At 70.9% G+C, this 24,892-nt stretch carries 22 protein-coding genes; 11 read left to right on the forward strand and 11 right to left on the reverse strand.

The window, feature by feature from the left end; all coding sequences use genetic code 11:
• Nucleotides 1-188: 188 nt before the first annotated feature.
• The 3 genes from BT364_RS01350 to ybaK are packed head-to-tail and all read left to right on the forward strand — an operon-like array spanning nucleotide 189 to nucleotide 2,509.
• Nucleotides 189-1,226: a hypothetical protein gene (locus BT364_RS01350; protein WP_072483186.1), complete on the forward strand. Its 1,038-nt coding sequence runs from the start codon at nucleotides 189-191 to the stop codon at nucleotides 1,224-1,226.
• Nucleotides 1,227-1,231: 5 nt separating this feature from the next.
• A complete protein-coding gene (locus BT364_RS01355) occupies nucleotides 1,232-1,975 on the forward strand; it encodes an LON peptidase substrate-binding domain-containing protein (protein WP_072483187.1) in 744 nt (247 codons plus the stop codon).
• A 30-nt stretch (nucleotides 1,976-2,005) separates the two neighbouring features.
• Nucleotides 2,006-2,509, forward strand: a complete 504-nt coding sequence (gene ybaK / locus BT364_RS01360) for a Cys-tRNA(Pro) deacylase (RefSeq protein ID WP_072483188.1) — start codon at nucleotides 2,006-2,008, stop codon at nucleotides 2,507-2,509.
• Between the two features lie 192 nt (nucleotides 2,510-2,701).
• Here the strand turns inward: ybaK and BT364_RS01365 are convergent, their stop codons facing one another.
• The 4 genes from BT364_RS01365 to BT364_RS01380 all read right to left on the reverse strand — a co-directional run bounded on the left by BT364_RS01365 (nucleotide 2,702) and on the right by BT364_RS01380 (nucleotide 6,781).
• Nucleotides 2,702-3,406 carry an ABC transporter permease gene (locus BT364_RS01365; RefSeq protein WP_072483189.1) on the reverse strand — a complete coding sequence of 235 codons (705 nt, stop codon included), beginning with the start codon at nucleotides 3,404-3,406 and terminating at the stop codon, nucleotides 2,702-2,704.
• A gap of 34 nt (nucleotides 3,407-3,440) precedes the next feature.
• Nucleotides 3,441-4,169 (reverse strand): ABC transporter permease, encoded by a 729-nt coding sequence (locus BT364_RS01370; protein ID WP_256259570.1) that lies wholly within the window; start codon nucleotides 4,167-4,169, stop codon nucleotides 3,441-3,443.
• Nucleotides 4,170-4,368: 199 nt separating this feature from the next.
• Nucleotides 4,369-5,343 (reverse strand): ABC transporter ATP-binding protein, encoded by a 975-nt coding sequence (locus tag BT364_RS01375; RefSeq protein ID WP_072483191.1) that lies wholly within the window; start codon nucleotides 5,341-5,343, stop codon nucleotides 4,369-4,371.
• 154 nt (nucleotides 5,344-5,497) lie between these two features.
• A complete protein-coding gene (locus BT364_RS01380) occupies nucleotides 5,498-6,781 on the reverse strand; it encodes an NYN domain-containing protein (RefSeq protein ID WP_072483192.1) in 1,284 nt (427 codons plus the stop codon).
• 224 nt (nucleotides 6,782-7,005) lie between these two features.
• Here BT364_RS01380 and BT364_RS01385 point away from each other — a divergent pair, with 224 nt between their 5' ends.
• Nucleotides 7,006-7,185, forward strand: a complete 180-nt coding sequence (locus BT364_RS01385; RefSeq protein WP_072483193.1) for a hypothetical protein — start codon at nucleotides 7,006-7,008, stop codon at nucleotides 7,183-7,185.
• A 99-nt stretch (nucleotides 7,186-7,284) separates the two neighbouring features.
• Here BT364_RS01385 and dnaE read toward each other — a convergent pair whose 3' ends face one another.
• Nucleotides 7,285-10,824, reverse strand: coding sequence for a DNA polymerase III subunit alpha (gene dnaE, locus BT364_RS01390; RefSeq protein WP_072483194.1), 3,540 nt, complete (start codon nucleotides 10,822-10,824; stop codon nucleotides 7,285-7,287).
• Between the two features lie 220 nt (nucleotides 10,825-11,044).
• Between dnaE and BT364_RS01395 the strand changes: the two genes are divergently transcribed.
• The 5 genes from BT364_RS01395 to BT364_RS01415 all read left to right on the forward strand — a co-directional run bounded on the left by BT364_RS01395 (nucleotide 11,045) and on the right by BT364_RS01415 (nucleotide 17,066).
• Entirely contained in the window at nucleotides 11,045-12,370 is a 1,326-nt protein-coding gene (locus tag BT364_RS01395; protein ID WP_072483195.1) for a DUF2252 domain-containing protein, read from the forward strand.
• A 60-nt stretch (nucleotides 12,371-12,430) separates the two neighbouring features.
• Nucleotides 12,431-13,150, forward strand: a complete 720-nt coding sequence (locus BT364_RS01400) for a hypothetical protein (protein WP_072483196.1) — start codon at nucleotides 12,431-12,433, stop codon at nucleotides 13,148-13,150.
• Nucleotides 13,151-13,198: 48 nt separating this feature from the next.
• Nucleotides 13,199-14,014: a DsbA family protein gene (locus BT364_RS01405; protein WP_072483197.1), complete on the forward strand. Its 816-nt coding sequence runs from the start codon at nucleotides 13,199-13,201 to the stop codon at nucleotides 14,012-14,014.
• Between the two features lie 97 nt (nucleotides 14,015-14,111).
• A complete protein-coding gene (locus BT364_RS01410; protein ID WP_072483198.1) occupies nucleotides 14,112-15,773 on the forward strand; it encodes an alkaline phosphatase D family protein in 1,662 nt (553 codons plus the stop codon).
• Between the two features lie 315 nt (nucleotides 15,774-16,088).
• Nucleotides 16,089-17,066, forward strand: coding sequence for a zinc metalloprotease (locus BT364_RS01415; protein ID WP_072483199.1), 978 nt, complete (start codon nucleotides 16,089-16,091; stop codon nucleotides 17,064-17,066).
• 51 nt (nucleotides 17,067-17,117) lie between these two features.
• Here the strand turns inward: BT364_RS01415 and BT364_RS01420 are convergent, their stop codons facing one another.
• A complete protein-coding gene (locus BT364_RS01420) occupies nucleotides 17,118-17,696 on the reverse strand; it encodes a dienelactone hydrolase family protein (RefSeq protein ID WP_072483200.1) in 579 nt (192 codons plus the stop codon).
• A gap of 37 nt (nucleotides 17,697-17,733) precedes the next feature.
• Here BT364_RS01420 and BT364_RS01425 point away from each other — a divergent pair, with 37 nt between their 5' ends.
• Nucleotides 17,734-18,861: a mechanosensitive ion channel family protein gene (locus BT364_RS01425; protein WP_072483666.1), complete on the forward strand. Its 1,128-nt coding sequence runs from the start codon at nucleotides 17,734-17,736 to the stop codon at nucleotides 18,859-18,861.
• 29 nt (nucleotides 18,862-18,890) lie between these two features.
• On the opposite strand, the gene BT364_RS01430 is transcribed toward BT364_RS01425, so the two are convergent.
• Nucleotides 18,891-20,477 (reverse strand): Na+/H+ antiporter, encoded by a 1,587-nt coding sequence (locus BT364_RS01430; RefSeq protein ID WP_072483667.1) that lies wholly within the window; start codon nucleotides 20,475-20,477, stop codon nucleotides 18,891-18,893.
• 174 nt (nucleotides 20,478-20,651) lie between these two features.
• On the opposite strand from BT364_RS01430, the gene BT364_RS01435 reads away from it, so the two are divergent.
• Nucleotides 20,652-21,431 carry a glycoside hydrolase family 95-like protein gene (locus tag BT364_RS01435; RefSeq protein WP_072483201.1) on the forward strand — a complete coding sequence of 260 codons (780 nt, stop codon included), beginning with the start codon at nucleotides 20,652-20,654 and terminating at the stop codon, nucleotides 21,429-21,431.
• 24 nt (nucleotides 21,432-21,455) lie between these two features.
• Here BT364_RS01435 and BT364_RS01440 read toward each other — a convergent pair whose 3' ends face one another.
• From BT364_RS01440 to BT364_RS01455, 4 genes are read right to left on the reverse strand one after another with little or no spacing between them, the layout of a single operon-like run.
• Entirely contained in the window at nucleotides 21,456-21,938 is a 483-nt protein-coding gene (locus BT364_RS01440) for a GNAT family N-acetyltransferase (RefSeq protein WP_072483202.1), read from the reverse strand.
• A complete protein-coding gene (locus tag BT364_RS01445) occupies nucleotides 21,935-22,876 on the reverse strand; it encodes an RluA family pseudouridine synthase (RefSeq protein ID WP_072483203.1) in 942 nt (313 codons plus the stop codon). Before BT364_RS01445 ends, BT364_RS01440 begins: the two co-directional genes overlap by 4 nt.
• Nucleotides 22,877-22,899: 23 nt before the next feature.
• The gene (gene lspA, locus BT364_RS01450) at nucleotides 22,900-23,502 is read right to left on the reverse strand and encodes a signal peptidase II (RefSeq protein WP_072483204.1); all 603 of its coding nucleotides are present in this window, start codon (nucleotides 23,500-23,502) and stop codon (nucleotides 22,900-22,902) included.
• A gap of 58 nt (nucleotides 23,503-23,560) precedes the next feature.
• Nucleotides 23,561-24,349, reverse strand: a complete 789-nt coding sequence (locus BT364_RS01455) for a TraR/DksA family transcriptional regulator (RefSeq protein WP_072483205.1) — start codon at nucleotides 24,347-24,349, stop codon at nucleotides 23,561-23,563.
• Nucleotides 24,350-24,892: the final 543 nt, after the last annotated feature.

Here is a 24,892-nt window from a genome sequence, read left to right on the forward strand (position 1 = left end):
CGCAGGCCGTGGTCGAACGGTCGCCCGAGCCGCGTCCGAACTACCGGAAGTCATCGGCCGGAACAACAGGAACAAGCCAGATTCCGCACTTTCCTTTACTTCTTCTTGACTCGGTCCGATACAACCCATTCACTCGGCACCAAAGCTTCACAGCGAGCCTCTGGCGCCGTCCCGACCAGCGCTTTTCAATGGTCTGCACCATGCCAATCCTTCGTGCCCTGTTCCGTGCCGCGTGCACGTTCCGGCGCCCCGCACAGGGCTCCGCCGGACTGCCCGCGGACGACGAGGTGCTGCTCGACGCCCCCGACGAGCGGCTCTCCCCGGCCCTCGTCGCCGCCGCCCTCGGGGAGTACGGACCGGCCGCGAAACTCCTCGCCACCACCCGGGACGGTGCCGAGTGGGAGAACCGCGACCGCTACCTCGGCCGGCTCGTCACGTTCGCCCGCAGCCGCGACGGCTGGCTGACCGACTGGCTCGCCGCCGCCCCGCACGACCCGGACGCGCTGCTCGTCAAGGCCCAGCTGGCGGTCCGCCGGGCCTGGGAGTCGCCCGCCCGGGCCGAGCAGCTGCGCGAGGTGGGACCGTTGATCACGGCGGCGGCCGAGAGCGATCCGCGCGACCCGGTGCCCTGGCGCCTCGCGCTCGACCACGCGCGCGGCACCCACGCCACGCACACCATGTTCGAGGCGCTGTGGGAGCAGGCCATACGGCGTTCCCCGCACCACTACGGCTGCCATGTCGCGGCACTGCGGTACCTCTCCGCGGCCTGGTACGGCTCGCACCGCGAGTGCTTCGACTTCGCCGAGCGGGCCGCCGAGGACTCGCTGCCCAGCTCGCTGGTGCAGGCGCTGCCGTTGCGGGCCGCCTTCGCCCTGCTGATCGAGGGGCCCGGCGCCCGGACCACCTCGGTGCAGGAGGAACGGATCGACGCGGCGGCGGATCTGGCCATCGCACTGTCCGCCACGTTCGCGCCGGGCGACCCCTGGCCCGCCGAGGTCCGCAACCTGCTGGCGTTCGTGCTGGTCACCCGGGGCCGCTGGGACGAGGCGCTGGAACAGTTCCGGCGGATCGGGCACCACGCGACGTCGTTCCCGTGGTCGTCGGTCTCCGAGGATCCGCTCGGCCGGTTCCTGGAGACGCGGGACGACACGCGGCTCCGGGCGGCCTGTGCGACACCGATCCCGGGACGGGCCGACCGGAGCGGGCCCGGCGGCCATTACGCTTGACCGTTGTGACCACCGCTCGCCTGCCTCTGTTCCCGCTGAACGCGGTGCTGTTCCCCGGCCTCGTGCTGCCGCTGAACGTCTTCGAGGAGCGTTATCGCGCCATGATGCGCGAGCTCCTGAAGACCGACCAGGACGAACCCCGCCGCTTCGCCGTGGTCGCGATCCGCGACGGCCGCGAAACCGCCCCGCCGGGTACCGGAATGCCGGACGCGGTGAACGTCCCCGCCGAGCGCGGCCCCGCCGACGGCTTCGGCCCCGACCCGGTCCAGACCTTCCACCGGGTCGGCTGCATCGCCGACGCGGCGAAGATCCGGGAACGGCCGGACGGCAGCTTCGAGGTCCTGGCGACCGGCACCACCCGGGTCAGGCTGCTCTCCGTCGACGCGAGCGGCCCCTTTCTGACGGCCGAGCTCGAAGAGCTGGACGAGGGGCCCGGCGAGGAGGCGGGGGCGCTCGCCGAGGGCGTGCTGCGGGCCTTCCGCAACTACCAGAAGCGACTGGCCGGGGCGAGCGAACGGTCCCTGACCACCGGCGCGGACCTGCCCGACGACCCCGCCGTCGTCTCCTACCTGGTCGCGGCGGCGGCCGTGCTCGACGTACCGACCAAGCAACGGCTGCTCCAGGCGCCCGACACCGCGACCCGGCTGCGCGAGGAACTGACGCTGCTGCGCTCCGAGACCGCCGTCATCCGTCATCTGCCGTCGCTGCCCGCGGTGGACCTGACCCGCGCCCCGACCCACCCCAACTGATCCGACCGACCGATCGAGGACCGTTCCCCCGTGGCGAAGAAGCCGAAGAAGCAGCAACAGTCCGGCGGCACCCCGGCCACGGTCGCACTGTCCGCGTCCGGCACGGCGTTCACCGTCCACTCCTACGACCACGACCCGGCATCCCCCTCCTACGGCGAGGAGGCGGCCCAGGCGCTGGGCGTCTCCCCCGACCGGGTCTTCAAGACCCTGGTGGCGGACGTCGACGGCACCCTGACCGTGGCGGTCGTCCCGGTGGCCGGCACCCTGGACCTCAAGGCCCTGGCCTCCGCGGTGGGCGGCAAGCGGGCCACCATGGCCGACCCGGCGGCCGCCGAACGCACCACCGGCTACGTACGGGGCGGCATCTCCCCCCTGGGCCAGCGGAAGCGGCTGCCTACGGTGCTGGACGCGTCGGCGCAGTCCCACACAACGATCTGCGTCTCGGCGGGCCGCCGCGGCCTGGAGGTCGAACTCTCCCCCGCGGACCTGGCGTCACTGGCGGGCGCGGTGTTCGCGGAGATCGGCCGGGGATAGCGAGCTCTGAGCCCGTCCGGCACCTCTCAGGCCACCCCGGGCACAACTGAGCCCGTCCGGCACCTCTCAGGCCACCCCGGCACAACTGAGCCCGTCCGGCGATTGAGGACCGGGGTCCGGGGCAGAGCCCCGGTTCCGGGAAGGGGCGGGCAGGGGACGAGCCCCGCGCAGCGGCCGGCCCCACCCGCACGACTACGACTGCGCCGGCGGCACCGACGCCCCGCCCCCGGGCGCCCCAGGCGCACCCGGAAACACCACCCACTCCGGCTCCGGATCCCGCGGCCCGAACAACGCGGTCAACCCGAGATGCACCGCCATTGCCCCCAGCGGCCACGCCAGCAACGCCCCCTTCGCCCGCAGCTGGAGCGGCGCGTCGAAGACCACACCCTTGCCGACCGCCCGCGCGTGCGCGACCACGTCCTGGGTCGGCCCGAGCCACACACCCAGCCGCCAGGCCAGCAGCGAACCGAGCAGCCCGCCCAGCGCGAGCCCCACCACCAGGGCGATCCCGCCGCGCCGCTGGAACCAGAAGACCAGCGCCGCGGAGACCGCTCCGAAGGCCAGGCCCAGCAGCACGAACGTACCGTCGGCGCCGATCGCCTCCTCGCCCTCGCTGTCGTTCAGGAAGACGGCGGTGCTGTCGGAGATCAGCGGGACCTCCGGCGCCAGCCACAGCCAGAGCAGCCCGAGCGCGACACCGGAGACGGCGACGAGCAGGGCGATGACCGCGGCCCGCCGCAGCTCCGGCGCGAGAGCCTTCTCCTCGGGTGCTCCCGGCAGCCCTTTCGGCTGGTGCGCACCGATCAGGTGGGAGCCCCCCGGGCCACCCCAGTTCGGGGGGGTCTGCCAGGGATCGTTGGACGAGGGCTGGTGAGGCGGTGTCAGAGGTGCGGTCACCGTGCCATCGTGCCAGGCGCCCCCGCGCCGCGCCTCACCGGACCGCTGCCCTGCGGTACGCCCAGGTCGCCACGGCCAGCGAGAGGACGCCGACGACGGCACAGACGGCGAGGTCCAGTGCGACGACCGCCCAGTCCGGGTCGGCGTCGAAGGACCGCGAGAGCGCCTCGACACCGTAGGTCGAGGGCAGCAGATCGCGCGCCCAGCCCACCGGCGCGGGCAGCCGGTCGGCCGGGAGCACACCGAGCAGCAGCGCCGCCGACATGCCCAGCTGGCCGAGCAGCGTGGCCAGCTCCTGCCGGGGCGCGAGCAGCCCCAGCGCCGCGCCCAGCCCGGAGAGCGCCGCCCCGGAGAGCGGGATGACGGCTACGAGCACCCACAGATGCGTCAGCGGCAGCCCGAACAGCACACTGCCGGCCACGGCCGTGACGATCGTGCCGGGCACGGTGAAGGAGGCGTACGCCCCGGCCGCGCCGAGCACCACCGCGGCGGGCGGCACCGGCAGGGTGGCGTAGTGGTCGAGCCCGCCGCCGGCTCGCAGCTGCCCGAAGTACTGGGCGAGGAGATTGAGCGCCACGAAGGCCACGACGAGGACGCTGGAGCCGGCCACGACGGCCCGCGCCTCGGAGCCGCCGTCGACGACCCCGCGCATCAGCACCATGATCCCGACGGACTGGAACGTCGCGACGAAGAGCAGCGGAATACGGGCGACCCTGGCCCTGGAGAGCTGGGCGCGGTAGACGGCCGCGAGCGCGGGGAACAGCCGGGCCCGCGGCGCGAGCGGCGCGGGCGGCGCCCCCTCGTCGACAGAGCCGTCTCCGGAGGGACTGGCCCGGCCGTCCTCCGCCGCCCGGACGGGTCCGGTCACCGCGTGCGCGGGAACGATGCTCGTCACCTGACGCTGCTCCTGTTCGCTCCCTGCCCGGCCGCGTACCCGCACCCGGTCGTCCCGCTCACCGCGGTCATGACTTCACCAGTCCCTTGGTCGCGTCCCCGCCGAGCGCGAGATAGACGTCCTCCAGGCTGGGCGTCGCCAGCGTGAAGTCGTCGAGGGCGGCGAAGGCCGCGCCGCCGGTCACCGCGGCGACCGCCGCCCGTGCCTCGTCGGGGCCGAGGCGCAGCACCCAGCGCCGCCCGGACTCCTGGGCCGAGGCGCGCAGCGCGGCCACCTCGGGTACGTCCAGGGGCGCCCGTTCACGCCACACCAGCTCGACCCGGACCTCGCCCGCGACGCGCTCCTTGAGCCCGGCCGGCGTGTCGCAGGCGATGACCCTGCCGCGTTCGATCACGGCGACCCGGTCGAGGACCGTCTCGGCCTCGATGACGTTGTGGGTGACGAGCAGCACCGTCGTGCCGCGCTCGGCCCGGCGCCGGTCCACGGCGGCCCAGACGGCGCGCCGCGCGACGGGGTCCATGCCGGTCGTCGGCTCGTCCAGCATCAGCAGCGGCCGCTCGCCGACCAGCGCGGCCGCGAAGCAGGCGAGCCGCCGCTGTCCCCCGGAGAGCTTCTTCAGCGGGCGCCCCGCGATCTCGGTGAGGCCGAGTTCGTCGAGCACGGCGTCGCGCTCGGCGCGGGCGTCCGCCGCCGTGAGGCCGCGAAGCCGTCCGGTGGTCTCGGCGGCGAGCGAGACGGTCAGCTCGTCGAGGGCGGTGGACTCCTGCCCGAGGTAGCCGATCAGCCGGGAGGCCCGCTCCGGGTGGCGTACGAGGTCGTGGCCCAGCACGGTGACGCTGCCGGAGTCGGGGCGCATCAGCCCGGTGAGCTGCCGTACCAGGGTGGACTTTCCGGCGCCGTTGGGGCCGAGGAGTCCGAAGATCTCGCCGCGCCGCACGTCCAGGCAGATCCCGTCGGTGGCGCGCACCTCGGGTGTGGCGGGTGCACCGCGGCGGCCGCGGGCGGCGGGATAGGTCCTGACCAGATCACGCACCGCGCACACGGTCCCGGTAGCCGGCTGCGCCAGTGCTGTGCCCGTACTCACGAGGTACGAGGGTACGGGGTCGGATGCCCCGTATTGCGCCCGGGGCCACACCGGCCGGGCTCTGCCGGGTCGATCGGCGACCGGGTCGCCCGCCCGCGGCCGCGCCCGGCGGTCAGCCGGCGGAAGGGGGCGTCCGCTCCGCCGCGGGGGTGTGTTCGGCCGCGGCGCGTACATCGATCTCCCGCCAGAATCCCGCCCGGATCGCGTAGCGGTCGTGCTCGTCGATCTGGTCGTCCTTGTGGGCGAGCAGGCCGAACCGTGCCGCGTAACGCAGCAGTTCGCCGTCGATGCGGTGCGGGATGCGCGGATACATGGTCGACAGCTTCTGCAGATGGACGGTCTCCGGAAGCCGCTCCATCCAGCGACGGGCGAAGACCTGGCCCACCTCGAAGGGGTCGCCGCCGACGGTGGTGATGTCCTCCTCGCGGTCCGCCCAGCGCTGCTCGGCGCTGGTGAGCTGGGCCAGCGTGGGCAGGGAGGCGGTCTCGGCGGGCTCGCCCAGCGGTCCGCCGCGGTCCGTCCAGCTCTTGTCGGAGGACCAGCGCAGGGTCGCGCCGGCCGGCGAGGGCTGCGGGAGGTGCCGGTCGGGCTGGGCGCCGGGGCCGCGCAGGCTGCCTGCCAGGTCCTTGGGGGTGGGGACGCCCTTGCCGGCGTGCGCGGGGCGGTCGGTGGCGGCGCTCTGCTCGGGCGACGGGGCCGCGCCGTCGGCGGCGGCTGCCGACCGGGCCTCGGAGGCCCGCTCGGCGGAGGCGGCGAGGGCGGCCTCGGGCAGCGGCGCGGAGAGGATCGCGGCGATCTCCGGGCGGGGCGCGGGCGGCGGGGCGCAGATGCCGCCGGTCTCCTTGGGCTGTACCGCCTGGGTGATCCAGGCCCGGTCGAGCACCCTTCGTTCGTCGGCCTCGGCCACCAGGTCCTCGGACTGGTTGTAGTCGCCGTCGGCGGCCTGGACGGCCCACAGGTGGACGGCGACGCCGTGTTCCTTGGCGGACATCAGACCGGGCAGCAGGTCACCGTCGCCGGTCACCAGCACCACGTCGGAGCAGGCCCGGTTCCTGGCGAGTTCGGTGAGCTCGGCGTGCATCGCGGCGTCGACGCCCTTCTGCGCCCAGCGCCCGTCGCTGCGGGTCAGGGCGCCGAGCCGGACGGTCACCCGGGGCATCACGCGCAGTCTGCGGTGCTCGGGCTGGGGCACGCGGTCGGGGGCGCCGTCGAACCAGTAGATCCGCAGCAGCGGCTGCTGCGTATCGGCCTCGGCGCGCTCACGCAGGCCCCGGATGAGGGCCGCGTGGTCGACCGTGATGCGGGAACGGGCGGGCTCCCCGGCCAGCAGGCTCGCCGCTGCGCCCAGCAGGTACCCGGCGTCCACCAGAACGACGCAACGGTCCACGCGATCCACCCTCTTCCGGAAGTTCGGGTGCGGTCTTTGCCAAGGGTTTCCTTCGAGTCTGCCCGACCGCGCAGGGGTTGACGTCCGGAACTCGATCATCGGCGTGGCGGATCGGGAAAACGACGCACCCCACCCCTTCACTACGCACGGTAATGATCCAAAATGCACGGTTTACCCCGCTATGTGAATCTGAACGCGGTCCTGGCCCCGAGAGTCCCCATAGGAGGAACACCATGGCCAAGAACAAGAACCGCAAGCAGGGCAGCCAGCAGAACCGCGCGTCCGGTCCGGAGCGCGGTGCGGAAGAGGCCAAGACGACCGCGTACGAGTCGCAGATACAGCCTCAGTCGCAGGCCCAGGGCAGCCCTGCTGATGTTGCCCGTAAGCACCAGCGGCGCTTCGGCCACAACTGACCGGAGCCGTCTGCGGTCCGGACTGTGGCCCGATGACCGAGAGGGGCGCTCCCGCTTTCGCGGGGCGCCCCTCTCGTACGTCTGCGCGGGAGAGTCGGCTCAGCCGGCCAGGCAGGACGGGCCGAGCAGCACCTTCAGGTCACCGAAGAGCGCCGGGTCGGGCTTGACCCGGTGCCGGTCGAGCCGGAGCACCGTGGTCTTGCGGGGGCCCTGGAGCTTGATCCGTACCTCGGTGTCGCCCCGGTGGCTGCTGAGGACCTCGCCGAGGCGGCTGACCATCGGCGGGGTGATCTTGACGGTGGGGATGGTCAGGACCACGGGGGCGTTGGTGCCGGCCGACGAGATGTCGGGGACCTGCATCTCCATGGCGACCAGCCGGGGCACGTCCTCGCGCTTGTCGAGGCGTCCCTTGACGAAGACGACGGTGTCCTCGACGAGCTGGGTGGAGACCAGCTGGTAGGTGGCCGGGAAGAACATGCACTCGATGGAACCCGCCAGGTCCTCGACGGTGGCGATGGCCCAGGCGTTGCCCTGCTTGGTCATCTTGCGCTGGAGGCCGGAGATGATGCCGCCGACGGTGACGATGGCGCCGTCGGCGTGCTCGCCGCCGGTCAGCTGGGAGATCGAGGAGTCGGCCTTGTCGGACAGCACGTGCTCCAGACCGAAGAGCGGGTGGTCGGAGACGTACAGCCCGAGCATCTCCCGCTCCTGGGCCAGCAGATAGGACTTCTCCCACTCGATGTCGGAGAACTCCACGTCGAGCCCGAAGCCCGGCTCGTCGCTCTCCTCCTCGCCCATGCCGCCGAAGAGGTCGAACTGCCCCTCGGCCTCCTTGCGCTTGACCTGCACCACGTTGTCGATCATCGGTTCGTGGTGGGCCACCAGGCCCTTGCGGGTGTGGCCCATCTCGTCGAAGGCGCCGGCCTTGATCAGCGATTCGACGGTGCGCTTGTTGCAGACGACCGCTTCGACCTTGTCCAGGAAGTCGGGGAAGGTGCTGTACTTCCCCTTGGCCTTGCGGCACCGGATGATCGAGTCGACGACGTTCTGGCCGACGTTGCGCACGGCGGTGAGGCCGAAGAGGATCACGTCGTCGCCCTGGGCGGCGAAGTTCGACAGGGACTCGTTCACATTGGGCGGCAGCACCTTGATGCCCATGCGCCGGCACTCGTTGAGGTAGACGGCCGACTTGTCCTTGTCGTCCTTGACCGAGGTCAGCAGCGCCGCCATGTACTCGGCGGGGTAGTTCGCCTTGAGGTACGCGGTCCAGTAGGTGACCAGGCCGTACGCGGAGGAGTGCGCCTTGTTGAAGGCGTATCCGGCGAACGGGACCAGCACGTCCCACAGGGCCTTGATCGCGGCGTCGGAGAAGCCCTTCTCCTTGGCCCCCGCCTCGAAGAGGACGAAGTTCTTCGCCAGTTCCTCGGGCTTCTTCTTGCCCATCACGCGGCGCAGGATGTCGGCCTCGCCGAGCGAGTAGCCGGCGACGATCTGGGCGGCCTTCTGCACCTGCTCCTGGTACACGATCAGGCCGTAGGTGAGGCCGAGGACCTCCTTGAGGGGCTCCTCCAGCTCCGGGTGGATCGGGGTGATCTCCTGGCGGCCGTTCTTGCGCTCGGCGTAGTTCGTGTGCGAGTTCATGCCCATCGGGCCCGGCCGGTACAGGGCCGAGACGGCGGAAATGTCCTCGAAGTTGTCGGGCTGCATCTGGCGCAGCAGGGAGCGCATCGGGCCGCCGTCGAACTGGAACACGCCGAGCGTGTCACCGCGGCAGAGCATCTCGTACGTCTTGGGGTCGTCCAGCGGGAGGCCGAGCAGGTCCAGCTTGACGCCCTTGTTGGACTCCACCATCTTCACGGCGTCGTCCATGATGGTGAGGTTGCGCAGACCGAGGAAGTCCATCTTCAGCAGGCCGAGCGACTCGCACTGCGGGTAGTCCCACTGCGTGATGGTGACGCCGTCGGTGTGCCGCACCCAGATCGGGGCGTGGTCGACGATCGGCTCGCTGGACATGATGACGCCGGCGGCGTGCACGCCCATCTGCCGGACCAGGCCCTCGACGCCCTTGGCGGTGTCGATGACCTTCTTGACGTCCGGCTCGTTCTCGTACATCCCCCGGATCTCGCCCGCCTCGCTGTAGCGCGGGTGCTTGGGGTCGGTGATGCCGTTGAGGTCGATGCCCTTGCCGAGGACGTCGGCGGGCATGGCCTTGGTGAGCCGGTCGCCCATCGCGTACGGGTAGCCGAGGACCCGGGCGGAGTCCTTGATGGCGTTCTTCGCCTTGATCTTTCCGTACGTGCCGATCATGGCGACCTTGTCGGCGCCGTACTTCTCCGTCACGTACCTGATCACTTCGACGCGCCGACGCTCGTCGAAGTCGATGTCGACGTCGGGCATGGAGACGCGCTCGGGGTTGAGGAACCGCTCGAAGATCAGCCCGTGCTCGATCGGGTCGAGGTCGGTGATGCCCATCGCGTACGCCACGATCGAACCGGCGGCGGAGCCTCGGCCGGGGCCGACCGCGATGCCGTTGTTCTTCGCCCACATGATGAAGTCGGCGACGACCAGGAAGTACCCCGGGAACCCCATCTGGATGATGATGTCCATCTCGTACTCGACCTGCTTCTGCCGGTCCTCGGGGACACCTCCCGGGAAGCGCCGGTTCATGCCGCCGCGGACCTCTTCCTGGAACCAGGTGATCTCCGTGTAGCCGTCCGGGATGTCGAACTTCGGCATCAGGTCGCGCTTCTCGAACATGCCGGCGGTGTCGATCTGCTGCGCGACCAGCAGGGTGTTGGCGCAGCCCTCCTGCCAGGCGTCGGAGGAGTCGACGCCGTACATCTCGTCGGTCGTCTTGAGGTAGTAGCCGGTGCCGTCGAAGCGGAAGCGGTCCGGGTCGGAGAGGTTCTTGCCGGTCTGGATGCAGAGCAGGGCGTCGTGCGCGGTGGCCTCGTGCGCGTAGGTGTAGTGCGAGTCGTTGGTCACCAGCGGCGGGATGTTCAGCTTCTTGCCGATTTCGAGGAGCCCGTCACGGACCCGGCGCTCGATCTCGATGCCGTGGTCCATCAGCTCCAGGAAGTACTTGCCCTCGCCGAAGATGTCCTTGTAGTCGGAGGCGGCCTGGACGGCCTCGTCGAACTGGCCGAGCCGCAGCCGGGTCTGCACCTCGCCCGAGGGGCAGCCGGTGGACGCGATCAGGCCCTCGGACCACTGGGCGATGGTCTCCTTGTCCATGCGCGGCCACTTCTGCAGCCAGCCCTCGGCGTACGCGTCGGAGGAGAGCCGGAAGAGGTTGTGCAGCCCGGTGCTGTTCGCCGCCCAGATCGTCTTGTGGGTGTAACCACCCGAACCCGACACGTCATCGCGCTTCTGGTGCGGCTGGCCCCACTGGATCTTCCGCTTGTGCTTGCGCGACTCCGGGGCGACGTACGCCTCGATGCCGATGATCGGTGTGACGCCCGCCTTCTGCGCCGAGTGGAAGAAGTCGTACGCCCCGTGCAGGTTGCCGTGGTCCGTCATCGCGATGTGCGACATGCCCATCTCGTTACAGGCAGCGAACATGTCCTTGAGCCGCGCGGCACCGTCCAGCAGCGAGTACTGGGTGTGGACGTGAAGGTGCGTGAAGGGCGGCTTGGTCACGGCGGTGGGCCTCCGATGTGCAGGCGCGGCGCGGAGCGCCCGATGAGGGGCGACGGGCGGGCGGGCGATGGCTGACTGGGGGACAGCGTGGAAGTCTACGTCTCCGAGCTGACGACCGACGGGCACTCCGGGATACGGTCGCGCGTTGGAGGGGCGAGGACGCGCGTCCCATTTGTCATGTACTTCGTCATGCACGCCAGGTACCAGGAGGCACCCAGAGATGTCGGAAGCGCAGACCGGCGCGGCACAGCGCGGGGAGCAGATTCTTGAGGTCTTCGACACCGCGTTCGGGGAGCTGCTGGCCGCCGATCCGGCTGCCTTCCGGGTCAAGTTCCGCAAGATGGCGGGCTCGGCCTTCGCCTTCTACCGGGGCACGGCGTGCCTGTTCTACAACGACCTGGAGCGGGAACGGCACGGCGGCCCGTACCTGGACGAGCGGACCGGCCGGGTGTGGATCCACGGCGATCTGCACGCGGAGAACTTCGGCACGTACATGGACGCCAACGGCCGGCTGATCTTCAACGTGAACGACTTCGACGAGGCGTACGTCGGCCCGTTCACCTGGGACCTCAAGCGGTTCGCCGCCTCCGTCGCCCTGATCGGGTACGCGAAGGCGCTGAGCGACGACCAGATCACCGAGCTGGTCCAGGTCTACGCGGCGGCCTACCGCGAGCGGATCCGCGCGCTGGCGACGGGTGCGAAGAATGAGGAGGTGCCGCCCTTCACGCTGGACACGGCGCAGGGCCCGCTGCTGGACGCGCTGCGCGACGCCCGGTCGCTGACACGGTTCTCGCTGCTGGACTCGATGACGGAGATCCGGGACTTCGAGCGCCGGTTCGCCCCGGGCGGCGGCTCGATCGACCTGGACGCGGCGACGCGCTACAAGGTGCTGGCCGCCTTCGACGGCTACCTGGAGACGCTGCCGGAGTCGAGCCTGACCCGCCCCGACTCGTACCGGGTGAAGGACGTCGTCGGCCGTCGCGGCATCGGCATCGGTTCGGCCGGGCTGCCCTCGTACAACATCCTTCTGGAGGGCAACAGCGACGCCCTGGAGAACGATGTGGTGATCTACCTCAAGCAGGCGCAGACCCCCGCGGTCTCCCGGCACATCACCGACGCGGCGGTGCGCGAGTACTTCCGGCACGAGGGCCACCGCACCGTGATCTCGCAGCGCGCCCTGCAGGCGCACGCCGACCCGTGGCTCGGCTGGACCGAGTTGGACGGGGCGGGCCAGCTGGTCGCCGAGGTGTCGCCGTACGCGGTCGATCTGGACTGGTCCGACATCGACGAGCCGGAGGAGATCGCGGCGGTCGTCGCCGATCTCGGCCGGGCGACGGCGACGATGCATTCCGCGGCGGACGACGAGAGCGGCCACTCGCTGGTGCCGTTCTCCACCGAGCGGGCGATCGACGCGGCGATCGCGGCCGACGAGGAGGGCTTCGCCGAGCTGCTGGTGGACTTCGCCCACGGCTACGGCGCCCGGGCGCGGGCCGACCACCAGATCTTCGTGGATCTCTTCCGCAACGGCCGGATTCCGGGGCTGTAGCTCCCCGTTGTCGGTCCCTTTAGGGGTCACTTACAGGTTGGCATGCGACACTCCTGGGCGATGGACATATCCGGGACGCAACTCAGAGTCGTTCGCGCGGCGCTTTTCACAGCGCTCGTCGTGACGCTCTCCGTCGCGTCCCATGTGCTGCTCTCCCGGGTCCCGCTGCCGCTGACCGCCGTCGCCCTGCTGGTCGGCGTGGTGTTCGCCGCGGCGTACGCGCTGGCCGGCCGGGAGCGCGGCTTCGGGGCGATCGCCGGACTGCTGGTCCCGCTGGAGCTGGCCGCCGACACCTTCTTCACCACCGGTCAGCACGTCTGTTACGGCGCGGCCGGCGGCCCGATCGCGGGGCCGCTGCGCTCGGTCGGCGTCGATGTGCTGTGCGGCGGCGCGATCGGCACCGGGGCGGCACGGGCCGGTGCCGATGGCACCCCGCTCGCCACGGTGGCCGACGCCGGGCACACCACGGCCGCGCTGCTGGCCTCACCCGGCCCCGCGGTGCCGTGGCTGCTGCTCGCCGCCCATGTGACGGTCGGGCTGCTCGCCGCGGCCTGGCTCCGGCGGGGCGAGATTGCGCTGGCTCGTCTGCTGGAGGCGGCCGCCGCCCTGGCGTTCCGGCCGCTGCTGGTCGCGGTCGCCGTGGTCGGTACGGCCCGCCGTCCGGTGCGCCGCCGGGCGCGGCCCGCGGGACACGGTCCGCATCTGCTCGTACACGCCCGTCTGCTCGTGCACTCCGTGGGACGGAGGGGACCGCCGCGCTCGGCCCATGCCATCGCCTGAGCACGCAGATCCCCGACGACACACCCCTCACACCATGGAGATACAGACATGAGCAAGCGCAACAGCCAGGCCAACAAGTCGGCGGCCCGCGAGCGGCTGCGCGCCGAGCGCGAGCGCCAGGCCAAGAAGGACAAGGCCCGCCGGCAGATCATCGTCGGCGTCTCGATCGTCGGCGTCCTGGCGGTCGTGGGCCTCGGCACCTGGGGCGTCATGCAGCTGAACAAGCCGTCCGGCTGGGAGGCGGCCGAGGACGCGAAGAACGTGACCGCGCCCAAGAACACCTCGGGCGAGGACGGCACCACCGTCGTCATCGGCAAGTCGAGCGCCAAGAAGACCCTGGAGCTGTACGAGGACTTGCGCTGCCCGATCTGCGGAACGCTTGAGCAGTCCATCGGCGAGACGGTGCACAAGGACGTCGACGCCGGAAAGTACAAGATCAAGTACATCGGTGCCACGTTCATCGACGGCATGGCCGGCGGAGAAGGCTCGAAGAACGCGCTGAGCGCGCTGGGTGCCGCGCTCGATGTCAGCCCGGAGGCCTTCCTGGACTACAAGTACGCGCTCTACTCCACGAAGTACCACCCGGAGGAGACCGACGACAAGTTCAAGGACGACTCCTACCTGATCAAGATCGCCGACTCGGTGGACGCGCTGAAGGGCAACGCCGCCTTCCAGAAGAACGTCAAGGACGGCACGTTCGACAGCTGGGCGATGAAGATGTCGGCGAAGTTCGAGGACAGCGGCGTGAAGGGCACCCCGACGCTGAAGATGGACGGCAAGGCGCTCACCGACGGGAAGAGCGAGAACGCTCCGATGACGGTGGAGGACTTCAACACCGCGATCACGGCCGCACTGAAGGGCTGACCGGCCGACGACCTCACGGCGGCGGCTCCCCGACGGGCAGGCGAACTTCCTTCGTTCGCCTGCCCGTTCGCTTTACCCGCCAGTAGGATTTTTGACCGTGACCAGTCGACAACGCTTCTCACCGATCTCCTCCCCCAGCCGCCGCACGGTCGTCAAGGCCGCTGCCGCCACCGCCGTCGCGGCTCCCGTACTGGGCTCCGCCGCCACCGCACGCGCCGCGGACGGGCCCGCCTTCCTGCACGGCGTCGCCTCCGGCGATCCCCTCCCCGACGGCGTCCTCCTCTGGACCCGCGTCACCCCGACCCCCGACGCGGTGCCCGGTTCGGGCCGCGGCGCCGATACGGCGGTGCGCTGGGAGGTCGCCGAGGACAAGGACTTCGCCCGGGTCGTCGCCCACGGCACGACCGTCGCGAAGGCCGCGTCCGACCACACCGTCAAGGCCGATGTGCGGGGCCTGGCCCCCGCCACCACGTACTGGTTCCGCTTCACTGCGGGCGACGGCACACAGACCGTCTCACCGGCCGGGCGCACCCGGACGGCGCCCGCGGCGGGGGCGGCCACGCCCGGTGTGCGGTTCGGGGTGGTGTCGTGCGCCAACTGGGAGGCCGGGTACTTCTCCCCGTACCGCCACCTCGCCGCCCGCGCCGACCTCGACGCGGTCCTGCATCTCGGCGACTACATCTACGAGTACGCCTCGGGCAGTTACCCGGACGCGAAGTACGTCGTACGGCCGCACGAGCCGGAGCACGAGATCCTCACCCTCGCCGACTACCGCACCCGGCACGCCACGTACAAGACGGACACCGACCTCCAGACCCTGCACGCCACCCACCCGGTGATCGCGATCTGGGACGACCACGAGTTCGCCAACGACGCCTGGTCGGGCGGGGCCGAGAACCACACCCCGGGCACGGAGGGCTCCTGGGCCGACCGGGCGGCGGGCGCCAAGCAGGCGTACTTCGAGTGGATGCCGGTCCGCGCCGCCACCGAGGGCACCGTCTACCGGCGGCTGCGCTTCGGCAGCCTGGCCGATCTCCACCTCCTCGACCTGCGCAGCTTCCGCTCCCAGCAGTCGTCGATCGGCAACGGCGCGGTCGACGACCCGGAGCGCACCATCACCGGCCGGGCGCAGCTGGACTGGCTGAAGTCGGGGCTGGCCGGCTCGGACGCCACCTGGCAACTGGTCGGCACATCGGTGATGATCTCGCCGGTCGCGTTCGGCTCCGTGCCCGCCCATCTGCTGGAGCCGCTGGCCGAGTTGCTGGGGCTGCCCAAGGAGGGTCTCGCCGTCAACGTCGACCAGTGGGACGGCTACACAGACGACCGCAAGGAGCTGATCTCGCACCTGCGGGACCGGTCGATCACCAACACGGTCTTCCTGACCGGCGACATCCACATGGCGTGGGCCAATGACGTGCCGGTGAAGGCGGCGACGTATCCGCTCTCCGCCTCGGCCGCCACCGAGTTCGTGGTGACGTCGGTGACCTCGGACAACATCGACGACATCCTGCATGTGGCGCCGCAGACGGTCTCGGTGGTCGCGGCCGCCGCGGTCAAGGCAGCCAACCGCCATGTGAAGTGGGTGGACATGGACTCGCACGGTTACGGCGTCCTCGACGTGACCGCCGAGCGCTCGCAGATGGACTACTACGCGGTCTCCGACCGGACGAAGCGGGACGCGACCTCCGCCTGGACGCGTTCGTACCGGACGCTCAGCGGAACACAGAAGGTCGAGCGGGTGGACAGCCCGGTGCACTGAGGGTTCATTTTCGGCCACCCCCGCATATGTTGACGGTGCATTACATCGCTACGGCGGGTGGTGTGCCCCACGGCCCGAATGGGGACACACCACCCGCCGGGGTAACGCCTACGATTACGTCGCCGTCTCAAACTCTGGAATGCGAAGAAAGATTTATTCCGGTTTCCGCCCTTTGGCGAATACTTGATTGGGCCTGATCATTTCTCCTCCGAGGGTGACATGCGCACGTAATCTCCCGGCGGCGGGTGAGGAAATGCCTCTCCCACACATCCGCGAGGAGTCCCCGTGCGCGCTCTTGCCCGTATATCGCCGCGTATGCGTAACCGTGCGATCGGCACCGCCGTTCTGGCCGGAACTCTGGCCCTGGCACCGCTCTCCGCTCCCTCCGGCTCCGCCGCTTCCGCCGCTTCCGCCGCCTCCAAGGTCTCCGCCCCGGCCGCCCAGAAGTGCGCCGACGACGCGGGCACCAACGCCACGGCACGGGAGGCCCGGCCCTCGGGCGCCGCCCACACCGACGACCCCAATGAGCTGACCGCGGCCCAGGCCAAGTCCATGGACGCGCAGTTGAAGCAGAGACTCGCGGACCGCCGGCTCAGCGGCCCCTCGCTCGCCGCGGGCGCGACGATCCCGGTCTACTTCCACGTCGTGCACTCCGGAACGACCGGCAAGCTCAGCGCGTCCGCGATCAGCAGCCAGATGAACGTCCTGAACGCCGCCTACAGCGGACAGGGCTCGGGCAACACGAACTCCGGCTTCCAGTACACGCTGGCCGGCACGGACTACACGGACAACAGCTCCTGGTACAACGGCGTCTCCCCGGGCTCCGCCGCCGAGAAGGCCATGAAGTCCTCGCTGCGCAAGGGCGGCGCGAACGCCCTCAACATCTACACCGCCGACCTCGGCGGCGGGCTGCTGGGCTGGGCCACCTTCCCCAGCTCGTACAAGTCCAACCCCTCGGACGACGGCGTCGTCATCCTCGACGCCTCGCTTCCCGGCGGCTCCGCCGCCAACTACAACGAGGGCGACACCGCCACCCACGAGGTCGGCCACTGGATGGGGCTCTACCACACCTTCCAGGGCGGCTGCAATGGAAACGGCGACTACGTCGCCGACACCCCGGCCGAGAAGAGTGCCGCGTACGAGTGCCCGACCGGGCGCGACACCTGCACCAACAAGACCGGGGTCGACCCGATCCATAACTTCATGGACTACACCTACGACTCGTGCATGACTCAGTTCACCGCGGGCCAGGTGCAGCGGATGAGCGACAGCTGGACCGCCTACCGGGGCTGATCCGCCCCGTCCGTACGGAGGGCCCCGCACCGCGCGGGGCCCTTCGCGCGGTCACAGCGTGGCGAGGAAACCGAGCGCGACCTTCCAGGCCAGCTCGGCCGACGCCCGGTCGAAGTCGGGCAGTTCGGCGTCCGTGAAGAGATGGCCCGCGCCCGGGTAGCGGTAGACCTCGACATCGGCACCGGTCCGCTGCATCTGCAGATACCAGGAGTTCAGCCAGTCGTGCGTCTCGAACGGGTCCGGGTCGGCGACATGCAGCTGTACGGGCAGCTCGTCCACGGAGGCGTTCTCGGCGATGTCCGAGGTGCCGTGGAACATCAGCAGGCCACGGGCCTTCTCGTCGCCGAGCGCCAGGGTCTGCGCGGTGGCGGCGCCGAACGAGAAGCCCGCGTACACCAGGCCCCGGTCCGAGTAGGGGGCGGCGGCCAGCACGGCCCGCTTGAGCAGCTCGTCCTTGCCGACCTCCTCCTTGAAGGCCAGGCCCTCCTCGACGGTCTCGAACGTGCGCCCCTCGAAGAGGTCGGGCACCTGCACGTCGTGCCCGGCGGCGCGGAGCCGGTCGGCAGCGGCATGCACCGCGGGGCGCAGACCGTACGTCGAGTGGAAAAGCATGATGTTCATGAGTTCCATGGTGCCAGCTACGGTCGGGGGCATGGAGAACGACGGGATGGAGAACATACTGCGCCCGCTGATCGTCGTCGGCGGCTCGGTCGTGATCACGCTGCTGGTCGGCGCGCTGGTGGATCTGCTGCTCAGACGGGCCGACGGCCGGCACCGCGACACCCCGCTGTGGGGGCTGCTGCGGCGCTGCCGGATCCCGCTCCAGCTGACGCTCTGTACGGCGCTGCTGCGGGGCTCGTACACCCACGCCCGGCTCGAAGTGATCCAGGACCACCGGGCGGGGATCGGCCAGGTCCTGACGCTGGTGCTGATCGGGGCCTCGGCCTGGCTGGTGGTGCGGATCGCGACGGCCGTCGTCGATTCCCTCTTCGCGCGGTACGCCGCGAACACGGCCGATCCGGCGCGGGTGCGGCGGGTCCGCACCCAGGTGACGCTGATCCAGCGGGTGGTCACCGCGATCGTGGCGGTGGTCGCCGTCGGTGCGATGCTCCTGACGTTCCCGACGATGCGGACCTTCGGCACCTCGATGCTGGCCTCGGCGGGTGTGCTCGGCATCGTCGCGGGGGTGGCCGCCCAGTCGACGCTCGGCAATCTCTTCGCGGGACTTCAGATCGCGTTCGGCGACATGGTGCGCATCGGTGACACGGTGGTGGTGGACGGCGAGTGGGGCACGATCGAGGAGATCACGCTGACCTTCCTCGCGGTGCGCACCTGGGACGAGCGGCGGATCACGATGCCGGTCTCGTACTTCACCAGCAAGCCGTTCGAGAACTGGTCGCGCGGCGGCGCGCAGATGACCGGCTCGGTCTTCTTCCACCTCGACCACTCGGCCCCGGTCGCCGCGATGCGCGAGCAGCTGCGGGACATCCTGGGCGAGTGCGCCGCCTGGGACGGCCGCGACTGGTCCCTCGCCGTCACGGACACCACACCGTCGACGATCCTGGTCCGCGCGGTGGTCACGGCGAAGGACCCGAGTGACATCTGGACGGTGCGCTGCGCCGTACGGGAGCAGCTCATCGGCTGGTTGCGGGACCACCATCCGTACGCGCTGCCCAGGGTCGCGACGGCGCCCGCGGCACTGCCACCGCACGGCGAGTGGCCGCATCTGCCCGGCCCCGCGCACGAGAAACCTTCGGGCAGGGACAGTTCCACGCATCGCACGGGACGCGGCTGACCGGACCGGCGGGCGCGGCCGTCCCCGCCTCACCGCAGGCTACGGACGTCCAGCTGCCGCAGCACCCGGTCGACGATCTCCGGGTCCGCCCCCGCCTCGTTGCGGGCCGACAGCACCGCGTGGCGGGCGGCCGACATCATCTCGCGCTGGACGCGGCTGACCGCCTTGAAGCGCTCGGCCCGCTGCGCGTACGCCTCGCGGCGCTCGTCGTCGACCATGTCGGGACTGATCCGCGCCCCCACGTCGTACGCCAGCCGCTGCAGCCGCTCGGCGACCTCGTCCGGGAACTCCTCGACCTCCTGGATCTCCTTGAGGCGCTGCTTCGCGGCCTGCGCGGCGCGGATCGCGAGGTCCTTCTCCAGCGCCTCCTCGGCGTCCGTGTCCGCCTTGACGCGGAGCTTGCGGACCAGCCAGGGCAGGGTGAGCCCCTGGATGACGAGCGTGGCCAGGATCACCGCGAAGGCGATGAAGACGATCTCGTCGCGGCCCGGGAACGGCTTCCCGTCGTCCGTCTTCAGCGGGATCGCGAGCGCCAGCGCGACCGAGGCCACTCCGCGCATTCCGGCCCACCACATGACGACGGTCTCCCGCCAGCTGGTGGGGATCTCCTCGCTGACGTCGCGCCGGGTGTGCAGCCGCTTGGCCAGCCAGGTGGCGGGCAGCAGATACAGCAGCCGTACGCCGACGACCACCGCGACCACGGCGAGTCCCCAGCCCAGCAGCCGGAGTTCGCGCCCGTCCGCCGTCCCGAAGACGTTGTGCAGTTCGAGGCCGATCAGCCCGAAGGCGACCCCGGTGACGAGCGTGTCGACGATCTCCCAGAAGGTGCGGCCGGTGAGCCGCCCGAGGACGTCGTCGGCGTCGGCGGTGTGCTCGGCGAGGAAGAGCGCGGTGGTGAGGACGGCGAGGACGCCCGACCCCATCAACTCCTCCGCGAGCACATAACTCACGAACGGCACCAGCAGGGTGAGGCCGACCTGGAGCGTGGCGTCGCCGAGCAGGCCCATGAGCTTGATGGTGAGCCAGCCGAGCACCAGGCCCACCACCACGGCCACCACCGCGGAGAGGATCAGCAGCCCGAACGCCTCCGGCAGCGAGAAGCTCCCGCTCACCGCGGCGGCGATCGCCACGTGGTACAGCACGATCGCGGTCACGTCGTTGAACAGCCCCTCGCCCTCCAGGATGGAGACGAGCCTGCGCGGCAGCCCGACCGAACCGGCGACGGCCGTCGCCGCGACCGGGTCGGGCGGGGCGACGAGCGCGCCGAGCGCCACGGCCGCGGCGATGGGCAGCCCCGGGACGATCGCGTTGGCGACCGCGGCGACGGCGGCCGTCGTGACGAAGACCAGCGCCACGGCCAGCAGAAAGATCGGTCGTTTATTGGCCGCGAACTGCCGCCAGGAGGTTCGCTGCACGGAGGCGTAGAGCAGCGGCGGCAGCAGCGCCGGAAGGATGATCTCAGGCGGGATCTCCACGTTCGGTACGAAACTGAGGAACGCCATGCCGACCCCGGCGAGGGTCATCAGCACCGGCGCGGGCAGACCGAGACGCTCCCCCAGTGGCACCGTGATCACAGCCCCGAGCAACAGCAGGAGGAGCAGTGCCATTTGGTCCACGAGGTGCCTTCCGGAGCGCGGGTCGCCGATCTCCGTGATCGGCGGATCTGGGGTCAAAGCCTGCCACGCAAGGCCCGCAATCCGGACAACGCCCCCTCATTCCAGCCTCCCTGAGCAACATTCCTCCGATGTATATGCGGTTACCCCCTTCCCCTGCCTCCTCGGGCGGGCAGTATGCGGCGTGCGCGCGAGGGCCCGGACGGCCGGCTGCACCTGCCTCGGACCCGCTCCCCCGAGTACGCCAACGCCGCGGACTGCACCTACGACCTCTCGCTGATCCGCTGGGGCGTGCGCACCCTGAGCGCGTCGGCGAAGCTGCTGCGCAACGACGATCCGCGGCTGGGGCGCTGGCAGGACATCGAACGGCGCCTGGCCCCGTACGCCGAGGACCCGGCGGCCGGCGTCATGATCGGCAAGGATGTCCCGCTCGCCGGCTCGCACCGGCACCACTCGCACCTGCTGTGGCTGTACCCGCTGCGCGAACGGAGCTGGGACCGGGCCGGGGACCGCGAGGTGATGCGGCGCTCGATGGACCACTGGGTCTCCATGCAGCAGCTGTGGCACGGCAGGGTGGCGCAGAGCCACGAGGGGGTGGTGAAGGTCTTCCCGTCCGTCTCGGAGCGCTGGGCCGACGCGTCGATAGCGTCCCTGCGCGCCCAGGGCGCCTTCCTGGTGGACGCGGACCGCTCGGGCGGTGCCACGCGCTGGGTACGGGTGCACAGCGAGGCGGGCGCGCCGCTGACCCTGGACCACTCGATCAGGGGCGGGATCGAGGTGCGGGACGCGCACGGGCGCACGCTGCACTGGTGGGAGACCGGACCGGGCCGGATCACCCTCGCCCTGCCGCGCGGCGGTACGGCGGTGGTCACCCCCCAGGGTTCGCGCCGCCCGCGGACGGACCCGCGCGATGTGCCGTCGAACGGCGACTGGACCCGCTGGGGCCTGCCCGGCTGAACAGGCCCCGGGCCCCGGCGGTCCTCAGTCCCCGAGAACGCGGCGCATCGCCCGGTGGGGCATGCCCGCGTCCGGGAACTCGGGGCCGTACGCCACATAGCCGAGGCGCTCGTAGAAGCCCAGCGCATGGGTCTGGGCGTGCAGGTCGACGGCGGCCAGACCCAGCTCGCGGGCCGCGTCCTCGATGGCCCTGACCAGCGCCGCGCCGACGCCGAGACCGCGTGCCTCCTTGGTCACCGCGAGCCTGCCGAGCGAGCCGACGGCCGGGTCGCCGCCGGTCCTGGCCGCGGCGGCCGGGCCGTGCAGCAGCCGCCCGGTGCCGAGCGGCGAGCCGTCCGCCGCGACGGCGACGACATGCAGGGCGACCGCGTCGTACTCGTCGTACTCGATCTCCTCGGGCACGTCCTGCTCGCCGACGAAGACGTCCTTGCGGACCAGGAAGCAGGCCGCGAGGTCCTGCTCGCCGACGGCGGTACGCGTGGTGTACGGGGCGGGCGAGCCGGTCATTCGCTCTCCGCCGCGATCTTGTCCAGGGCCTGCTGGAGGTCGTCCGGGTAGCTGCTGGTGAACTCCACCCAGCTGCCGTCGGACGGGTGCTCGAAGCCGAGCCGGACGGCGTGCAGCCACTGCCGGGTCAGGCCGAGGCGCTTGGCCATCGTCGGGTCGGCGCCGTAGGTGAGGTCACCGACGCAGGGGTGGCGGTGGGCGGACATGTGCACCCGGATCTGGTGCGTGCGGCCCGTCTCCAGCTTGATGTCCAGGAGGCTGGCGGAGCGGTAGGCCTCGATGAGGTCGTAGTGCGTCACGGAGGGCTTGCCCTCGGCCGTGACGGCCCACTTGTAGTCGTGGTTGGGGTGGCGCCCGATGGGGGCGTCGATGGTGCCGCTCATCGGGTCCGGGTGGCCCTGCACCAGCGCGTTGTACTTCTTCTCGACGACCCGGTCGCGGAACTGCGCCTTCAGCAGGGTGTAGGCCCGCTCGGACTTGGCGACGACCATCAGGCCGGAGGTGCCGACGTCGAGACGGTGGACGATGCCCTGGCGCTCGGCGGCACCGGACGTCGAGATCCGGTACCCGGCGGCGGCGAGCCCCCCGATGACGGTCGTGCCGGTCCAGCCGGGGCTCGGGTGGGCGGCGACCCCGACCGGCTTCACGATCACGACGATGTCGTCGTCGTCGTGCACGATCTCCATGCCCTCGACGGGCTCGGCGACGATCTGCACCGGAGCGGGGGCCTGCGGCATCTCCACTTCCAGCCAGGCACCGCCCCGGACCCGCTCGGACTTCCCGACCACCGAGCCGTCCACCTGCACCTTCCCGGCGGCCGCCAGCTCGGCGGCCTTGGTGCGGGAGAAACCGAACATCCGGGAGATGGCGGCGTCGACACGCTCGCCCTCCAGACCGTCGGGTACGGGCAGGGTGCGGACCTCGGGATACGTACTCACCGTTCGAGTATGCCTTGCGGAATCTAGTCCTTGTGCACGGTGCCGTCGGGGTCCAGGCCCTTGAAGGAAAGGATCACGACCAGGATCCCGCCGCAGACGATCGCGGAGTCGGCGAGGTTGAAAACGGCGAAGTGCGCGGGGGCGATGAAGTCCACCACCGCGCCCTGGAAGGTGCCGGGGGCGCGGAAGATGCGGTCGGTGAGGTTGCCGAGCGCGCCGCCGAGCATCAGGCCGAGCGCGATGGCCCACGGCAGGCTGTAGAGCTTGCGCGCGAGCCGGGTGATCACGACGATGACGCTCGCCGCGATGCACGTGAAGATGATGGTGAACGCCTCACCGATACCGAACGCGGCACCGGCGTTGCGGATCGCGCTGAGCTGCAGCCAGTCACCGATGAGCTCGATCGGCTCGTGGTGCTCCAGCTTCGCGACCACGATCATCTTGCTGATCAGGTCGAGGAGATAGGCGAACACGGCCACGACGAAGAGCACCGCGACCTTCCGCTTGCCCCTGGTCGAGGCGGTCTCCTCACCCCGGTCATCGGCCCGGTCCGCGGCCTCGTCCCCTTCGGTCCCCTCAGCATCGGGGATGTCCGGCGTACCGATGATGCGCTCCGCCTCTGCCACGTGAATCCCTCAACCTAGGTTCCTGACTGAGGACGAGGGTACGGCACACCGCCGGGGATCAGCCGCGTCGCTCCTGCTTCTGTTTGTCCTCGACGCAGAGCGTGGCGCGGGGGAACGCCTGCATCCGCGCCTTGCCGATCGGATTGCCGCAGATCTCGCAGAGTCCGTACGTCCCGGCGTCGAGCCGGGCCAGGGCCCGCTCGGTCTGGTCCAGCATCTCCCTGGCGTTGGCGGCGAGCGACATCTCGTGCTCGCGGGTGATGTTCTTGGTGCCGGTGTCCGCCTCGTCGTCACCCGCGCCGTCGCCGGAGTCACGCATCAGCCCGGCGAGCGCGGCGCTCGCGGCCTCCAGCTCACTGCGCAGCCGCATGGTCTCGCTGCTCAGCTCGGCCCGCGCCTCGGCGACCTCCTCCGGGGTCCAGGGATCCTCGCCCGGCCGGACCGCCAGCTCGCCGGGGGCTGTCGTGGCGACGGCGCGGGCCGGGGGCACGGGCGCCGCGCCCGTGCCTGCCGTGCGGGTCCGGGCCGCGCTCTTCTTGGCTACCACCGTGTGGGCTCCCGTCTTCCTGGCGGCCTCGGCCGCCCCCTGGGCCGCGGACGCGACCTTCTTCGAAGCCTTCTTGGCCACGCTCTTCTTCGCAGCCGCCTTCTTGGCCGGCGCCGCGTGCCCGGCGGACGCCGCCTTCTCGGCCGCGGGCTTCTTCACCGCCGCCTTCTTCGCGGCGGTCTTCGCCGCACCGGCCTCCGGGACGGTCTCCATGCCCGCGTCGCCGTCCGGCTCCCCGGCCGGCACGCCCGTGGATCCGGGCGACGCCGTCTGCTCTGCGGCGGTCTTCTTCGCCACCATGGCCGCGGCCCCTTCACATATTGTGATCTTGCACGCGAATCGTGCTGGGACGATAAATCGACCCCAGCCCCGCGGCAACGGGGCACGCCGCCGAATCGATCCTCCCCGCGTCCGGACAACGACCTGCCTGCCTCCGTTGTGCCCAGCTCACCGCCGGGTAATCCGCCTCCCGGCGCGCCGCCCGGACTCCGTACCCCGCCGTCTGCCCATTCGGGTCACGCCCCGCCCCTCGGGTTAAACCGGTCGGCCGTCCCCCGTACGGGCCCGTACACTGGCCCCAGCGAGAGGCGTGGATGGGACGAGTAGCGTCGTACGCAGCCAGGAGCGACCCGGGGACGGTGGAAGCCCGGGGGCGAGCGCGTCGTGAAGATCACCCGGAGCCGTCGGAAGAAAGCTTTGGACAGTGGGCTCCGCCCACGGGCGCAAGGCGAGTAGAACCGGCATCGCGACCCCAATGAGGGGGCCACGGGCACGCGCCCGGGGCCAAGGAGGGTGGTACCGCGGGAGCCGATGAGGCCCTCGTCCCTCCGACGGAAGTGGAAA

The sequence above is a fragment of the Streptomyces atratus genome (assembly GCF_900119365.1).
Taxonomy (GTDB): Bacteria; Actinomycetota; Actinomycetes; order Streptomycetales; family Streptomycetaceae; genus Streptomyces; species Streptomyces atratus_B.

What these genes read in the sequence shown, in the direction of transcription:
- BT364_RS01420 (WP_072483200.1), bottom strand. Translation starts at nt 17,696, where the DNA reads ATGGAACTCATGAACATCATGCTTTTCCACTCGACGTACGGTCTGCGC.
- BT364_RS01440 (WP_072483202.1), bottom strand. Translation starts at nt 21,938, where the DNA reads ATGACCGGCTCGCCCGCCCCGTACACCACGCGTACCGCCGTCGGCGAG.
- BT364_RS01405 (WP_072483197.1), top strand. Translation starts at nt 13,199, where the DNA reads ATGAGCAAGCGCAACAGCCAGGCCAACAAGTCGGCGGCCCGCGAGCGG.
- BT364_RS01425 (WP_072483666.1), top strand. Translation starts at nt 17,734, where the DNA reads ATGGAGAACATACTGCGCCCGCTGATCGTCGTCGGCGGCTCGGTCGTG.
- BT364_RS01350 (WP_072483186.1), top strand. Translation starts at nt 189, where the DNA reads ATGGTCTGCACCATGCCAATCCTTCGTGCCCTGTTCCGTGCCGCGTGC.
- BT364_RS01455 (WP_072483205.1), bottom strand. Translation starts at nt 24,349, where the DNA reads ATGGTGGCGAAGAAGACCGCCGCAGAGCAGACGGCGTCGCCCGGATCC.
- BT364_RS01395 (WP_072483195.1), top strand. Translation starts at nt 11,045, where the DNA reads ATGTCGGAAGCGCAGACCGGCGCGGCACAGCGCGGGGAGCAGATTCTT.
- BT364_RS01435 (WP_072483201.1), top strand. Translation starts at nt 20,652, where the DNA reads ATGCGGCGTGCGCGCGAGGGCCCGGACGGCCGGCTGCACCTGCCTCGG.
- BT364_RS01400 (WP_072483196.1), top strand. Translation starts at nt 12,431, where the DNA reads ATGGACATATCCGGGACGCAACTCAGAGTCGTTCGCGCGGCGCTTTTC.
- BT364_RS01415 (WP_072483199.1), top strand. Translation starts at nt 16,089, where the DNA reads ATGCGTAACCGTGCGATCGGCACCGCCGTTCTGGCCGGAACTCTGGCC.
- BT364_RS01385 (WP_072483193.1), top strand. Translation starts at nt 7,006, where the DNA reads ATGGCCAAGAACAAGAACCGCAAGCAGGGCAGCCAGCAGAACCGCGCG.